At 45.2% G+C, this 15,879-nt stretch carries 10 protein-coding genes; 5 read left to right on the top strand and 5 right to left on the bottom strand.

Annotated features, from left to right (window positions below; all coding sequences use genetic code 11):
- Nucleotides 1–90: 90 nt before the first annotated feature.
- Nucleotides 91–1,653: a M20/M25/M40 family metallo-hydrolase gene (locus BW976_RS25005; protein WP_084192350.1), complete on the bottom strand. Its 1,563-nt coding sequence runs from the start codon at nucleotides 1,651–1,653 to the stop codon at nucleotides 91–93.
- 455 nt (nucleotides 1,654–2,108) lie between these two features.
- Here BW976_RS25005 and BW976_RS25000 point away from each other — a divergent pair, with 455 nt between their 5' ends.
- Nucleotides 2,109–2,477 carry an RNA recognition motif domain-containing protein gene (locus tag BW976_RS25000; protein WP_076377699.1) on the top strand — a complete coding sequence of 123 codons (369 nt, stop codon included), beginning with the start codon at nucleotides 2,109–2,111 and terminating at the stop codon, nucleotides 2,475–2,477.
- 5 nt (nucleotides 2,478–2,482) lie between these two features.
- On the opposite strand, the gene BW976_RS24995 is transcribed toward BW976_RS25000, so the two are convergent.
- Entirely contained in the window at nucleotides 2,483–5,332 is a 2,850-nt protein-coding gene (locus BW976_RS24995) for a hypothetical protein (protein ID WP_076377697.1), read from the bottom strand.
- A 264-nt stretch (nucleotides 5,333–5,596) separates the two neighbouring features.
- A complete protein-coding gene (locus tag BW976_RS24990; protein ID WP_076377695.1) occupies nucleotides 5,597–6,937 on the bottom strand; it encodes a sugar porter family MFS transporter in 1,341 nt (446 codons plus the stop codon).
- A 298-nt stretch (nucleotides 6,938–7,235) separates the two neighbouring features.
- On the opposite strand from BW976_RS24990, the gene BW976_RS24985 reads away from it, so the two are divergent.
- From BW976_RS24985 to BW976_RS24970, 4 genes are all read left to right on the top strand, one after another.
- The gene (locus BW976_RS24985) at nucleotides 7,236–8,786 is read left to right on the top strand and encodes a DHA2 family efflux MFS transporter permease subunit (protein ID WP_076377693.1); all 1,551 of its coding nucleotides are present in this window, start codon (nucleotides 7,236–7,238) and stop codon (nucleotides 8,784–8,786) included.
- A 518-nt stretch (nucleotides 8,787–9,304) separates the two neighbouring features.
- A complete protein-coding gene (locus tag BW976_RS24980; RefSeq protein WP_076377691.1) occupies nucleotides 9,305–10,111 on the top strand; it encodes a helix-turn-helix domain-containing protein in 807 nt (268 codons plus the stop codon).
- A 67-nt stretch (nucleotides 10,112–10,178) separates the two neighbouring features.
- A complete protein-coding gene (locus BW976_RS24975) occupies nucleotides 10,179–11,618 on the top strand; it encodes an alpha/beta fold hydrolase (RefSeq protein ID WP_076377689.1) in 1,440 nt (479 codons plus the stop codon).
- Nucleotides 11,619–11,961: 343 nt separating this feature from the next.
- Nucleotides 11,962–13,578 carry a Na+/H+ antiporter gene (locus tag BW976_RS24970; RefSeq protein WP_076377687.1) on the top strand — a complete coding sequence of 539 codons (1,617 nt, stop codon included), beginning with the start codon at nucleotides 11,962–11,964 and terminating at the stop codon, nucleotides 13,576–13,578.
- A gap of 370 nt (nucleotides 13,579–13,948) precedes the next feature.
- Here BW976_RS24970 and BW976_RS24965 read toward each other — a convergent pair whose 3' ends face one another.
- Together BW976_RS24965 and BW976_RS24960 are read right to left on the bottom strand one after the other, a co-directional pair.
- Nucleotides 13,949–14,179, bottom strand: a complete 231-nt coding sequence (locus BW976_RS24965; RefSeq protein ID WP_076377685.1) for a hypothetical protein — start codon at nucleotides 14,177–14,179, stop codon at nucleotides 13,949–13,951.
- A gap of 179 nt (nucleotides 14,180–14,358) precedes the next feature.
- On the bottom strand, nucleotides 14,359–15,873 hold the full coding sequence (locus BW976_RS24960; RefSeq protein WP_076377683.1) for a RagB/SusD family nutrient uptake outer membrane protein: 1,515 nt from the start codon (nucleotides 15,871–15,873) through the stop codon (nucleotides 14,359–14,361).
- Nucleotides 15,874–15,879 lie beyond the last annotated feature (6 nt).

Genomic DNA, 15,879 nt, shown 5'->3' with positions numbered 1-15,879 from the left:
ATAATTACCAATCTTTTTTGGCAACTGAGTTTAACAAATTAGCTGGCATCCCCATATTCAGGATGCCAGCCAATAATTCTTATTCCGGATTTATTTATCCAATCCGCCTCGTCGGGTAGCTTTAACCTGCACGGGCCATTTAATGCCTTCTGTTTTTGTGGTAGAGGTTTTAGCGGGATCCTCGCTGGCCATGTAGGCCATAATGGCGGCCAGTATAGCGTTGTTCTTCAAATCGTCAAAAATTACTTTGTCATAGGTATCGCGGTTAGTATGCCAGGTATACGAACCGTACGACCAGTTTAGTGAGCTTAACGAAAAGCCCGGTGCACCAACTCCTACAAACGAAGCAAAATCAGATCCACCTCCTCCAGGCTGACCGGGGAAGTTGGTTTTGATGCGGTTTTTAATAGTATCAGGCACTGCTTCCAACCAGCGGCTTAAATAATCCTTGGCATCGGCAAAACCCTGCCCCGATAAATTTACAACTCGACCGGTACCATTGTCCTGGTTAAACAGGGCCTGTAAATTCTGTACAATTTCGGGATGATCCTCTACAAAAGCACGTGAACCGTTCAGGCCTTCCTCTTCGCTGCCCCAGTGCCCAACCAGTATGGTACGTTTGGGATGAGGATAATATTTTTTCAGTAAGCGCATGGCCTCCATCATGGTAAGCGTTCCGGTACCGTTATCTGTAGCGCCCGTACCACCATCCCAGGAATCAAAGTGGGCGGATAGCATTACGTATTCGTTAGGTTTCTCGGAGCCTTTTATTTCAGCAATGGTATTAAATGTGGGTACCACACCCAGTTCTTTTGATTCGGTGTGCATGCTGATCACCGGTTTACCGCCTGATTCACTTAACCTGTACAGCATTCCATAATCTTCCAGCGCGATATCAACCGTAGGCACTATTTTGGTATAAGCGCCAAATATCTTATCAACCCCAAAACCAGCTGACCAATTATTGGTCAATATGCCGGCTGCACCCGCTTTTTCAAGCGCTACAGGAAGCGTATGAGTATTATATCCTGTTTTGCTGATACGTTTGCGCCAGGCATCGATCATGGCTGTGCGTTCGGTTTTCATCTTTTCAAATGATTCTTTGAGGGCAAATTCCTGCCAGTTATAATCGGGCCGGCCGGTTGGCTGACACATGGATATCATCACAAATTTACCTTTTACATTAGGCAGCCATTGCTGAAAAGCAACAGAATCGGCCAGATCCGGCAGTATAATTACTTCCGCATTCACCGTCTTTTTGCCCATGCCCGGGCTCCAGGCCAGTTGGGTACCCTCCAATGATTTTACCCGCGGCGATATCATATCAATATGTGATATACCCCGTTCCCATCCGCGCCATTCGCCCCATTTTTCGTTATGGGCATCTATGTTCCAACTTTTATACTTGGCTATGGCCCAGTCATTGGCTTGTTTCATTTGAGGTGTGCCCACCAAACGGGGGCCAATGCCATCAAAAAGCTCATGCGCCAGTTTTTCAAGCTGTGAGTTATTGGTTTCTTCCTGCATGATGCCGTCAATGACCGCTTTGCTGGATTGTGCCTGGCTAATACCGCTGCAAAGCAGGGCAGCTGCCATCAATGGGATGGCTTTACGCCAACAATTTGTGAGTAGATTAAGATCAGTGGTTTTCATGAAACTAATTTATAAAAATTGAACGGCCCTTTATAATTTTGTTCTACAAAGTGGGTTTACATGGTTTACACTTTTTTGGGTTAACATTTGTACATATATTTGAAAATCAATTAATTACATACAAATAACCGTCATATAGTGTGTTTATATGTAAACCATGAATTAAAGCCATGTCATTAACTTAATGGCCCCCATGTCATTTCGGCAAACAGCGATGGGCAACGTATTGGGGTGAGGAGAAATCTTCTTCGCCTTACAATTGGAGCTTTGCATAACGCAAAAGATTTCTCCTCGTACCTCGTTCGAAATGACATGGAGAGTTTCTTATTCCCAAATTCACATTTAATTAATAAGTTTTTATTCACAAATTAACTTCTGAGCAAACAATTTGTGGCATATCATACTTTTTAGTCCGGATAACCTATATTTGTTATTTCCAAACATCAAAATTTACCATGAAATTATTTGTCGGCGGCTTTCCTCTTGATATAGCAGAAATTGAATTAGTTAAAATATTCAATTCCTATGGCACTGTTAATACGATCAAGATAGTACGGGATAAAAAAACCCGTAAATGCAAAGGATACGCCTTCCTGGAAATGACCGACCAGGCTGGTGCCGACCGCGCTATTGAAGGACTTGACGGCACCCCAATGGGCGACCGCGTACTCAGTGTAAAACAAGCGGCTGATAAACCTGCTGCCAAACCACCAATGCAGCAACGCAGCTTTCGCCCGCAACAAAGCAACTATATTAAAACAGACCGGAGTGCTACTGGCAGTACTACCGGGGGCACCACGGTAAAAAAACGCCCAAGGATATAGGTCTTCTACCGTTTTATTTTTTCTGCATTACCAAAACGCTCCATCACTTTATTAATGGTGACGCTGTCACGCAATACGCTCAACCGCATACGGGTCATGGCATAGTCTGATATTTGCCAGCCTAGCGGTAATACGGGCCAGATATGGGTATTCGGGACCCTTTCGGCAGTTGGGCGGAAAAGGTAAAAACCATAGTGTTTTATACGCGAAATGGAGTAATTCCAGTCTTCTGATTTTTTCATATACCCTATACGGCTATTCAAAATCCCCACAGGTGGCGCCAGTGGCTCAAATAAATTACCGGGTTTTCCCGCGTCTTCTGTCTGTCGTACCGAGTTAGGCAGCGACAGGAATTGCGGCTGGATATGACTAAATAGAGTATCTTCCTTAATTAATTTGGCTCGTACGCGTTCAAAAACGGTGAGCACCCCCAGCGAAGTTTCCGCGCCCGAATTATCCCAGGTGCCCCCATCCGTAAAGTGGTGTTTACCATTTAGCTTAGCGGTGGGGCTTACATAAGGGAACCTTGCACTCAAAAAAGCAGCGGTGCTCAGGCGCAGATCTCCGGGATCTTCAATTTCCTGCTCCAGCTGTATAGTTGAAGGAAAATCAAGGCTATCCAGTAAAACAGGTGCCGATATACCTTTTTTACCGCTGTCCACGTCAAATGTATTGGCAAATAGCAAGGGCACTTCATAATTGTGGCCCTTCCACATCCTGCCTAAGGTAACTTTCATATCCAGGTGATGCGCCTGGGTATGCCTTTCCCAATCCTCCTCCATCAATCTTGCCCTATCTGCCCAGGGGGCTATTCCCAGAGACGATGCCAGCATATCCCTGCCCAACAAGGCTACTATGTTTGAGGTGAGATAATCATTGCGATAGATAGCCAATGAATTAACCGGGTAAAAAACGGTATCATTAACAGGATTGTGCCGGTGCTGATACCGGGCGCTACAAAGCAGAGACAGCCCAATAGTACCGCCCGATGCCCCGGAATAGGAGAATACATAATGCTGAAAGTCATGGCTATTGATCCCATCGCGATAGCGTTCTTTTACCAGGCTATCCAGCGTTCCTACAACCATGGTTGTCCAAACTGTAGCCCGTAGTCCACCGCCATAAGCGTTTACAAAAAACACCGGGTAAGGTGTACCTGGGTTTCGGGCAACAAAAGCTTTAATTTCCTGCTTTCGGCTTTTGAGCCAATTTTCAGTATAACGGTCTAAAGAATCCAGGGATTTATGATAGTTTTTTTGCTTCTGAATATAAGCCTCGTGATAAGTAGTGATGGTACTTATCGACCGGTACAGCGTAAACATCAGCAAAAAGGTGATCAAACTAAACCCTGTTTTCTTTCCGGCGAACAATAAAAAAGAAAAGAACAACAGGTAACCCGCTGCCGCGCACAATACCACCGGCATGGTATAATACCGGTTATTGCTGGTTAATTCATTTAAAAATGGTGTAAAATTGCATAAGATAAAGAACAGCATGGCTATCGTTCCGCCAAAGGTTATCCAGGGTGCTGCGTGCCATTTCCGGATGCCCGGTATACCTGTACGCAAAGCCGTTGTGATCACAAACATGGCTGATAAAAAGAACAGATCAAGCGATAAGAAGGCCAAAAAATGTGGTTCCCGATTTCGCTTTCCATCAATACTTCCCCAGATGATCATGGGCAATATCAAAGCGACCATGCTTGCCCAAAAACGCCATGGAACCACTTTACCCTCCGATTTGAATAGCTTATCGAGCCATTTATATCTCAATACAATCTTATAAAATATGAGCGAAGCCAGCAGCAATACCAGCGGTGGTACTCCTTTAAGCATATAATCGATCTGGTAGGCGTTCATGGTTTGCAGAATCCCGGTAGCGGGTATCAGGAAAGCGGCAGCCCCAAACAACCTGGCTGTATCTACCTTGAGCGATGGTCTTGAACCTGCGGGTAAACGACTGGTATCAAAATCAACCGGTCCCATAAAAAACCGTTTATAGCTTACTTTGATGGAGTTATCAATAACCTTGGGCAAATGCCAGCACATTAGCGCGAGCAAAGTTATGGCCAGCAGAAAATAAAAACTGGCCCATCGCGAGGTATTGATAGACAGCAGCATATCCTGGATCTGGGCGCTGACAAAAAGCCCCAGGAAAAAAGTTAACAGCATAATCAATACAATACGGAAACGCCAGGAATAGGTAAGTAAGCGTCCTATCCAGGCCGTTGTATACTCGAGCCAAAACCGGGGCTTACCTAATTTAAAGCCCTCATACAGCAATTTGCAAACTATAAATGCCAGCAGCACATATTTGACACATGCCGGCAAGCCGATAAGCCAGGCATCGGGCAGTGGTAGCTTCAGTTTAAAGTGCAGGAGTGCCCGGTTAGTCATGATGTTCTCAAACACATCTAACAGTGCCGCAAGGATCACTAATGCGCCTAATACGGCAACAGAACGTTGTGAGATCACCCGTCGTCGCCGATTGGCCTTTTGGCTCCCTATCCGGAAGATCAGGATGAGCAGGATACCTACATAAACCCCGATAAAACTATAGTCGGCATTGTTCCGGAAAACCGCTGTTTCGATACCGGTTACGGTTTCGGGATAAGTAGTTTCGCGGGTATAGATCTGGTTTTTCTTGAACCCGGCCTGCCATTCTTTTAAGATGGAATCCCGGCGGGCATTGCTGATGTTGATTTCCCAGTTGATGATACCAGAGGGCGTGTATTTGGTTACGATAAGGTAATTATCCTTCAGTGTCATACTGCCGATAACCAGCAAGGCCATCAGCAATAATGAAAAAATAGACGAAAAATGACGGTTGACCCAATTCTGTAAACGCCGGAACATATAAATGTGAATAATTTAAAGTTACAGAAAAAAGAATAAGCGATGGGCTATTTGAGGGTATTTTAAATTGTCGCACTGCATCGACTCACCCCGCCTTTTCCCCATGCGTCATTGAGGAGGTACGACGTGGCAATCCCCTACTTACAGAGCGGCTCTGCTAATTGGGGATTGCCACACTACGCAATGACGCGTGGAGAGAAGGAGCCGAAGCTGAAGATAGGTTCGGCGAGCAAAGCGACGCCTATTGAGTCTTAGCCCACAGAATTAAACCTTCGCATATAACTCCTCTATTTTCTCAAGCGGAACACCTTTGGTTTCAAACACATAACGACTCACAAACAGGATCATACTAATATTGATGATACCATAAACCCCAAAAGTATACACCGGCCCCAGCTGCGCAAGCATCACGGGGAATGTAAGCGAAACAATAGAATTGGCTACCCAGTTACCAAATACCGCTATAGATGTGGCCGTACCACGAACCCTGTTGGGGAATATTTCGGCCACATACACCCACAGCACCACACCCCAGGTACAGGCAAAGCCGCCTATGTAAACAAATATGGTGACCAATACAAAGTAATTCTGCAGCAGGTTAAAGTGAAACAGGGCGGCCAGCACAAACATGCAAAGCCCCATGATCACCGAACCGATAAGCAAGAGTTTTTTACGCCCAAGCCTGTCAATCAGCGGGAAAGCCAGTAGGGTAAATATCAGGTTAACCACCCCGGTGAGCATAGTTTGAAACAAAACACTGCCACCCACATGCACTTTTTCAAATATCAATGGCGCATAGTAAAACACAATATTGATACCCGTTAGCTGGGCTATAGAGGCAAATACCAACCCAATGATCACTACTTTTCTGAAGCGCGGCGTAAATACCTCTTTCAGAGGAGAGCTATCCTCCGAGGCTACATCTTTGGTAACCAGGGCAACCTGCTCTGTACTTTCTGTTTTGGAATAAATATGATCAAACACCCTTTGGGCATCTTTTATTCTGTTTTTAGCGATCAGCCAGCGTGGACTTTCGGGTACCAGCAACAGCAGGATAAAGAAAATAACAGAGGGCACTACCGCTGCCGCCAGCATGTACCGCCAGATATTGCTGTCGTTCAGAAAGTCAAAAGGAGCCTTGGCTATGATATAATTGGATATGAAGGATAGCAGAATCCCCGTAACAATCGCTAATTGCTGCAGCATACCCAGCCTGCCCCTGAATTTTGGCGGCGCTACTTCTGATATATAAATAGGCGCCAGTGTAGACGCCATACCTATAGCCACCCCTCCTACAAAACGGTATACTACCAACTGTACAAAACTACCCGCTATACCGCTTCCCAAAGCAGCAATAACATACAATATCGAGGTTACGATCATTAGGTTTTTACGCCCAAACTTATCGGCCAGGCCACCGGCAAACAGGGCACCGGGGATACAGCCTATAGAAGCCGCTGCTACTACCAGGCCTATTTCGGCATCATTAAGATGAAAAAAGGGTTTCAGGTATTGCAGCGAGCCGGCTATTACGGCGGTATCAAAGCCAAATAATAGTCCGCCCAGGGCAGCCACAATGGAAATTAAAATGGTATAACTTTTCATATAGCAGATTGGTTAACGGTAAAGCCCCAGTAGGGGTAATTGGTTTATAAACTCGATTTAGCAGTGCAAAATTCGCCGCTTTACAAATATATCATTCCCTTGCATATTTAGTTAGTTCATTTTCAGTCATCTTCTTTTTGTCAGCAAATTGTTATTTAATCCGATAGAGTGCATTATAAATATACCGATTGGTATATTTGTCGTCATGAATAAGATCTGGTCACATCCGCAATCTATCCGTTTAATTCAATCATAAAAAAATTTACCATAAAAAATACCAATTGGTATAATATATATTATGAACCCCATCAAACGACAAATCCTCCTGATCACGGTAATAGCCGCCGCTATTATGGAACTCATTGATACCTCCATTGTAAACGTAGCGCTCAACTATATGAGCGGCAATCTGGGTGCCACCCTCGAAGATATTTCCTGGGTGATCACCTCTTACGCCATCGCCAACGTGATCATCATCCCCATGACCAGCTTCCTGGTGAATAACCTGGGCCGCCGGAATTATTATATAGGCTCCATTATCCTGTTTACCTTTTGCTCTTTTATGTGCGGTAATGCCACTAATATATGGGAGCTGGTCAGCTTCAGGTTTTTGCAGGGTTTGGGCGGCGGCGCTTTGCTTTCCGTTTCGGCAATGGTGGTTTATGAGCTTTTTCCGAAGGAGAAACAAGCTACCGCGAGCGCCCTGTTTGGTATTGGTGTGTTTATCGGGCCAACTATAGGCCCTACACTGGGTGGCTATATCACCGAAAACTATTCCTGGCCCTGGATCTTTTATATCAACATCCCCATTGGTATAGCCGCTGCGGTTTCCTGCTATTTTTTACTGTACGAGCCCGCTATCAAACAAAAGATCAAACAGATAGACTGGCTGGGCATCATCTTACTCATCATCGGCATAGGCTCCTTACAGGTAGTACTGGAGCGTGGCCAAACCGACGATTGGTTTGCTGCAGGATACATTGTTTTTTTAACCGTTGTAGCTGCCCTCTCTCTCACGGGCTTTATTATCTGGGAGCTGTATACGGAAAACCCGGTGGTGAACCTCCGCATCCTCCGGTTCAGATCGTTGAGTATTGCTGCGGTACTTACTTTTATTACTGGTATGGGTATGTACACCTCTATTTACCTTACTCCTGTGGTGGCGCAACGTCTGCTTAATTTTACCCCTACCCAATCCGGATTATTACTTTTGCCCGGCTCTATCGTAGCGGTTTTAGCATTGATCATCACCGGTAAACTGTTGCAAAAGGGTGTTTCCGCAGCGCTGATCGTATTTTTTGGCTTTGCGTGTTTTATCTATTTCAACTGGTCGATGTCGAGGATCAACCTGGAAACCCCGGCTATCGACATCACTCTAAACCTCATTTTCAGGGCGATAGGCATGGCTTTATTAACCGTACCGCTGGGCACCCTGGCTGTATCATCGCTGGAGCTCAAGGATATGCCCCAGGGAACCGCTCTCAACAATATGATGCGGCAACTGGGTGGTTCTTTTGGTATCTCCATCATCAATACCTATGTGGCCCGTCGTATCGCCTCACACCGGATGGACCTCATCACCCATATCACCCCTGACAACCCTGCCTTTATTAACCGGATAAACGGTTATGCCGCAGCTTTTATGCAAAAGGGCTTCGGTTTATTAGATGCTAAACAGAAAGCGATGCTGCTGGTAGAAAAAGTGGTGATTCAGCAGTCATCATTTTCCAGCTACCTGGATGGTTATTTCCTGATTGGATCGTTTTTCGCGATGGTGCTCCCTTTACTGCTTTTTGTCGCCAAGCGCGATAAGAAGAAAGCGCTGGTTATCCCGTCGTCAGATCATTAACATTTGGGGTTCGAAAAACTTTTTAAACCTTAAATTTTAACACTTTTCTGCTCAAAACCGAGGTAAAAACGGGTGAAAATCAATTGAAAAAACCTCATTTTAACACTTTTTAACAAATTCTGATACGGTTTTGAGCAGTTTTAGAAACTTTAAAAAGTATTAATTTATTGACTATCAAATAACTACGCACAAATCAGTCGATTTTTGGCCTGCTTTTGTTCTTAACAAAACAGCCCGGTTATCCTTTTTATGGGATAACCGGGCTGGTGTTTGTATAAAGATACGGAATTTTGGGGAGAGTATCAAACGCGGGTCTCAGGTGTGTTTATCTGCTGCCGAGTGTTTTCAGCCCGTGGTGATCATGGCTTCAGCTTTCAGCTGAAACTAAAGCTGAAAGCTTTAACCATGCGAACCACGAGATACGCTACGCTAATCTCGCGGTAGCATGCGCCATACTTCCATTTTTAAATTTTGCTGGAATAGGTTATTTTTACGGATATCGTTAATCTGAATAAGGCATGGTTGAAATATTCCAGGATATCCGTAAAATATATATGTTCAGCAAGCCTTGTGAAGAACTGCTTCCGCATGTTGAATTTTATTCCCAATCGGTTTTAGATCATTCCGCTCAGGATATAAAACATGAATTTTCTGCCGTAAAAATGTTCCCGAGCTGGACGCCTACTTTTTATATTAACCTGGGTACCCCGTATTATATCGATCTGAAACATACCCGTCACTATGTAAAAGGAGACGAAGATGTTTTGATATTACGAAATGAGGATGTAACCAGGCACAAACTACCTGCCGATAATATATTCACGGTTAAATTTAATCCCGGTAGTTTGGAGGCTATTTTGGGCTTAAACCAGGTTTCGGTTATGGACAAAATCATTCCCCTCCATCACATTTTGCCCTGGCAGTTGCTCCAAAAAATAAAACAACCCATCTGCTTTGAAGAAAGGGTGGAAATTATTCAATCTTACCTATTAGCAGCATACCATCAATTAAATAACCACGATCATTATATTAAAATGGTTAATGATTGTATTGGCGAATATCAAGCCGCAGGCATGCAGTTAAATACATCTAAAGTTGCCGAAAAACTCTTTATTACTTCCAAAACTATCAACCGCTATTTCAATAGGGTAATTGGTATCGCTCCTAAAAATTACTTTTCTATCCTACGGGGAAGAATTGCTTTAACATCGTTTATGAAGGATAAAGAAAATTTTATCCCGATGGATTATGGTTATTACGATCTGAGTCATTTCCATAAGGACATCGTTAACTTTACCGGCCAGAGACTGACGAAGCATTTGTGATAATTTGTCCGTTTTTTACTTTCAGCGCGTAATATCATTCTCTTTATTTGTAAGCTAAACAGCGCTCATGAAAAAACTATTTGTTGCCTTGCTTTTTGCGATGTGCTTTTGCCAAAACTTATACAGCCAGATGTATAAACCTGTTATTGAACCTTTTCCCCGAATGGTTAAAGCAGACGCCCGGTTAATTTTAAAAACTGGTTACCTGGTTGTACCCGAAAACAGAAATAAACCCGCCGGGCGGAAGGTAAAGGTTCCGTTTTTATTTGTACGCAGACCGGACCAGGATGCACGTAAAAACATTACGCTTTATACAACAGGTGGACCGGGCTATAGCACAACAGCCAATATTGACAGTATCAGTTATAATTCCGGCTGGTTAGCCTATGGCGGTTTTATTGCTTTTGATCAGCGCGGAACAAAACGTGCAAAACCCTGCCTGGATTGCATAGAGGTAGCAGCGGCCATTAAACGTAGTTACAGAGAGGGCAAAAACAGGGATAGTTTGATATTAGCAGCAGTTAAGCAATGCCAGACCAACTTTATAAAGCAAGGCATCGATCTATCGGCCTATAATACGATAGAGAGCGCGGAAGATATCAATGATTTAAGATTAGCGTTAAATATCGATTCGCTTAACCTGGTGGGTATATCATATAGCGGAGGGTTGATGCTTACCATGGCCCGGACCCATCCCGAAGGAGTTCGTACGCTGATTTTAAATTCACCGCTTCCGGGTTATGTAAACTTTGAAGAACACGCTTTATTCAATATCAACGAAGCGCTGGAGCAGGTATTCCATAATTGCGAAACGGATTCGTCCGGTACAAGATATAAAAACTTAAGGTTGAGTTTCCATCAGTATTTCACATCTATCACCGGCAAAAAATTCACCCTCGCCTACCAGGAAAAAGATAGCAGTAAAAGTATCCGTGTAACCTACACCAAAAATGAATTGCTTGACGCGGTAATAAACCGGATGAATTCCAGGCAGATTAATACTATACCAAGTGTAATGATCGATCTGATAGAAGGACGCCACGATAAATATGTGCGGGAAGTGTTGGATGGCTATTTTGCAGGCGACACCCATATTTCCCTGGGTATGCGGTATTCTGTTTATTGCTCAGAACAAATAAACTACGCCGATCCACAGTTAGAAAAACAACAGGGCCAGGTACTGCCATGGTTAGCCGGATATCCTTTTAATAATGTAAACCATGCCATATGCAGCTGCTGGCAGGTAAAGCCCGAACCTACAGTTGCCAAACAGCCAGTTTATTCGGGCGTTCCGGCGTTGATCTCAGCTGGTGATATTGATCCCGATTGCAGGCCATTTTATAACCGGTTAATTAAACGCTATATGCCCAATAGCCAATTGTTCATTATACACAATAAGGGGCATGCCCCGGGTTTTTCTGTTGAAGGAACGGATTACGTGAAACTTTTTTTAGCCAATCCATACAAGCAACTCGTATCACAATCTAAAAATTTGATTGTGGAGTGATGGAATGCCTGTGTTACAACTCACCCCGGCATCGCTGCACTTGTCGGCTCCCTCTCTTCAGCTTTGGTCCTTTGTACCAAGCGTCATTGCTGAGGTACGAAACAATCTCTATACTGTACAGAGCAAACAAGCATTGCCGACCTGCCTATGTAGAGATTATTAATATTGTGTTTGTTTTTATCGGTATTAATGAGCTCCCTCCGGTCGGTTGTCTTCGTTCCCCGCAATGACGTGTTTTTTTGTCTTTTACTTTACCCTCGCTACCACAAGGGTTTTATTTCATCAGCCTATGCAGGTGCACCTTTAAGATATTATTGTATTTTAGTAATTCATCTAAACTTACATGCACCATCTTATTATTCAATATACCTGCCTGCTGGCCATTATCATCGCGATAGTGATGCTGGCTCAGAAAATCAAGATTGCTTATCCTATATTACTGGTTATAGCCGGATTGGGCCTGGGGTTTGTACCCGGACTAAGGGGTATTGAGATTGAGCCCGACATGATATTTGTGATCTTTTTACCACCGCTTTTATATGAGGCGGCCTGGAGCACCTCCTGGAAAGATTTCTGGAAATGGCGACGGGTGATCAGCAGTTTCGCGTTCATTATTGTTATTTTGACTGCCGGGGTTGTGGCCCTGGTATCCAGCAACGTGATTCCCGGCTTTACACTGGCAGCGGGCTTTTTGCTGGGTGGTATCGTATCCCCACCCGACGCGGTATCAGCCACCACCATTCTTAAAAATGTAAAAGTCCCTAAACGCCTCGTCACCATACTGGAAGGTGAAAGCCTCATGAACGATGCAGCCAGTTTGGTGATCTTTAGGTTTGCGGCGGCGGCCGTTGTTACGGGTTCTTTTGCCATTGGCCACGCTACCCTGAGTTTTGCATTGGTGATTGTGATGGGCATACTGATTGGACTGGCCATAGCCCTGGTGTTTTATGCCATTCACCGCTGGCTGCCCACTACTACCAATATTGATATCATCCTTACCTTTATCACCCCTTACGCCATGTATATGGCCGCTGAGGCCTTTAATTTTTCGGGCGTACTGGCGGTGGTAAGCGGGGGCTTATTCCTTTCTATCAGGCGCGACAGTTTTTTAACCCACCGTAGCCGGCTGCAGGGCATCAATGTTTGGGAAGCAGTGGCCTTTGTACTGAACGGCTTTGTATTTATATTGATCGGCCTGGAGTTTCCGGTGATCATTAAAGACCTTGGACCCAACGGACTGGCGCCGGCTATCCGTTACAGTGCCATTATTTCGGCTGTTTTGATCGTTACCCGTTTGGCCAGCACCTTTGGCGCTTCGGTGTTTACTGTATTCATCAGCCGGTATATTACCACTGCCGATAACCGTCCAGGCTGGAAAGGGCCCTTGCTATTGGGCTGGGCCGGTATGCGGGGTGTGGTATCACTAGCAGCAGCGCTCAGTATTCCGGTGGCGCTTCATTCGGGCGCGCCTTTCCCCAACCGCAGCCTTATTTTGTTTATTACTTTTTCGGTTATCCTGGTTACGCTCATCCTGCAAGGGCTTACCTTACCCCTATTGATTAAATGGGTTGATATGCCTGACCCAGACTATACCGTTTCCTTTGAACAGCAACGACAACTGGTACGGAAAAAACTTGCGGTGGTAACATTGAATCTGCTCCAAAAAAAATACGCCAAACACCTCAAAGAAAACGATATGGTGAAAGCGATCAAGATCAAGATAGATGCCGACATGGAGCTACTGGCCGACTGGGACAAGGCCGATGGAAAAGGCCGCGCAGAAGCCTTTTACCGCGACTATATCATGATCCTGGAAGATATGATGCAGGAGCAGCGTGACCTGCTGAAAACACTGAACAAAAAGGAAAACATCAATGACGATATTATCAAGCAGCAACTGGCCTTACTTGATCTGGAGCAGGAAAAACTGCGGCAGCATTTTTCTTTTGATGATGAGTGATTGGATTGCGAAGAAGTAAAGTAATTTCTAAACTGTACAAACTACTTATCAGGCGTATACCCGCTCTTGGCCGCGGGCAATGTCATTAAGTTAAGGGGAAACGCAAAAGCAATTCCGCAAAAGCCCCCTCTAAACGGCGAAGCCCTCATGTAATAATCTCCCCCGGAAGGGGAGACTTAGCTTCAATTTTTTAAAGTCCTCCCTACCGGGGAGGATTTAGGTGGGGCTCCATGTGCTTAACTTAATGACATTGCGGGGAGGGCCAGATACTTTTGTCGCCACAAAAGTATCCAAAAAGGCTTTCAGTAGAAATGCTTCTTTGCCGCACAAGGCCTTTGCCCTGCAAAGCCGACAGAACCACAGGCTGCAATTATTTTGCTCCACTTCGTTCGCACATTTCCCAACGCCTCAGCAAAAACTTGCTATGCCACTGCAACCGCACCGGGCCTGCATTGTTCTGCCTGCTTTCGTCCGAAGCTGTTCTGCTGAGAGAAAGAAAAAAATCGCCACCGTAATCAACAACAAAGGCCACCGGATAACCGGCGGCCTTTGTTATGTGTTTCAGCTCCCCTCTTGAGAGTAATAACCCATGAGTAGACATAGTACATCAATAATATCACAAAAGACGGGCTGTCACCCTGAGCACCGTCGAAGGGCGTGCGTAGAGGCCTGCCCACCATGCTTCGACGGTGCTCAGCATGACACCCTTTTTAGGAAAATGTCTATTGATGGGCTATTACTCTTCAGAGGGGATTCGCACATAGCCTCCCCTTTTATTTATTACCAGCCGGCGTTTTGTTTGATAACACCGTTACTGCGGTCAATTTCTTTTTGGGGTACTGCCCAAACATTATTTACGGCTGGGTTAAAGTTACGTGCAGGCCATATCACCGAACCGGTATAACCGTGCAGCGGTTTGGCATAGGCGGCTGCGGCATCACCCCAGCGTACCAGGTCGCGGTGACGGTCGGCCCATTCGCCGGCCAGTTCACAGCGGCGTTGGTTTTTCAGATCGGCCATGGTAGCCCCCTGAATAGCTTTCAAACCCGCGCGCTGACGGATCATGTTGATCTCGGCGTCGGCATTTTTTCCTTGCATCAGTTCGGCTTCCGCTTTAATCAGGATAACCTCGGCATAACGCATCAACGGTACGTTCAGGTTGGTGGTCGGGTGATCACCATTAGGGCTGATAGATGAGCCTACCGGATTGGCATAGGAGAATGGCTCCATATACTTGTTGAACTGGTAACCGGATAAGCTGTTTACCGAAGCATACGTTTTTGGCGCACCAAAATACTGAAACACGTCGCCCGGTTTCAGGATAGTGGCTTCGCGACGTTTGTCACCTGCCTCAAAGGCATCATACAGTTCTTTGGTGGGTTGATAGTAGCCCCAGCCGTTAAATAGTCCCCAACCCTTGTTCTCCAGCATAACGCCAGGCAGTATACTGCCCCAGCCGCTGGAACCCTTCGCCGTACTCACCGCCGACCAGATATATTCTGTACTGAAGTTATTGGCCGCTTTAAAAACATCGGCAAAATTAGGCAGTAAGGCACGTTTGCCCTGGTTAATCACCGAGTCGGCATATTTTTGGGCATTGGCATAATCCTTTTTGAACAGGTACATTTTTGAAAGATAAGCCCAGGCAGCTACCTTATGTGGCCTGCCTTGATCAGCTAAACTCAATTGATCGAAATATGGTAGCAGGTTAGCCGCTTTTTTCAGCTCACCTTCAATGTAATTATAGTTTTCAGTAACGTTAGCCGCCCTTGGTGTAGGATTTGGGTCGTTGTTGTTAGCACGGGTAATGATGGGTAACCCGGCGCGATCATCACCATAGTTATAAGCCATTTGAAAATACATCAAACCGCTTAAAAAATAGGCTTCGCCCAGGTAACGGTTTTTAAGGGAGCCATCCATGCTGATGGCGGGCACTTTGTTGATCACGTCATTGGCGCGCCTGATCACCGAATAACGCATATCCCACTGGTCAACGGTATAACCGCCGGAATAATAAGTCGGACTGAAATTTTTGATGGCATCGGCGTTGGTGTTGATACGGCCAGTCACCATATCATCGCTGGCGTTAATGAACCACATATAACCGCGGCCATAAAACTCTTCGCCGTCAAAAGGCTCGTACATGGCGTTTACACCTAGTAAGGCATCGTCGCCGGTTTGCCAGAAATTAATTTCGGAAACGGCACCTTGCGGTTTGATATTCAGATTTTTGGAGCAAGCACCCAAAAGCATGCTTGCCGATAGTGCTAATATAATATTGCTGATCTTTTTCATGATTGC

Origin of the sequence: Mucilaginibacter lappiensis (assembly GCF_900155965.1) — a bacterium.
Classification (GTDB): Bacteria; Bacteroidota; Bacteroidia; order Sphingobacteriales; family Sphingobacteriaceae; genus Mucilaginibacter; species Mucilaginibacter lappiensis.
Note: the sequence above shows the minus strand (reverse complement) of the source record. Positions and strands in the feature narration are given on the sequence as shown.

Coding starts and splice junctions, on each gene's coding strand:
- BW976_RS25005 (WP_084192350.1), bottom strand. CDS start 1,653: ATGAAAACCACTGATCTTAATCTACTCACAAATTGTTGGCGTAAAGCC.
- BW976_RS24970 (WP_076377687.1), top strand. CDS start 11,962: ATGCACCATCTTATTATTCAATATACCTGCCTGCTGGCCATTATCATC.
- BW976_RS24975 (WP_076377689.1), top strand. CDS start 10,179: ATGAAAAAACTATTTGTTGCCTTGCTTTTTGCGATGTGCTTTTGCCAA.
- BW976_RS24960 (WP_076377683.1), bottom strand. CDS start 15,873: ATGAAAAAGATCAGCAATATTATATTAGCACTATCGGCAAGCATGCTT.
- BW976_RS24985 (WP_076377693.1), top strand. CDS start 7,236: ATGAACCCCATCAAACGACAAATCCTCCTGATCACGGTAATAGCCGCC.
- BW976_RS24965 (WP_076377685.1), bottom strand. CDS start 14,179: ATGTCTACTCATGGGTTATTACTCTCAAGAGGGGAGCTGAAACACATA.
- BW976_RS24995 (WP_076377697.1), bottom strand. CDS start 5,332: ATGTTCCGGCGTTTACAGAATTGGGTCAACCGTCATTTTTCGTCTATT.
- BW976_RS25000 (WP_076377699.1), top strand. CDS start 2,109: ATGAAATTATTTGTCGGCGGCTTTCCTCTTGATATAGCAGAAATTGAA.
- BW976_RS24980 (WP_076377691.1), top strand. CDS start 9,305: ATGGTTGAAATATTCCAGGATATCCGTAAAATATATATGTTCAGCAAG.
- BW976_RS24990 (WP_076377695.1), bottom strand. CDS start 6,937: ATGAAAAGTTATACCATTTTAATTTCCATTGTGGCTGCCCTGGGCGGA.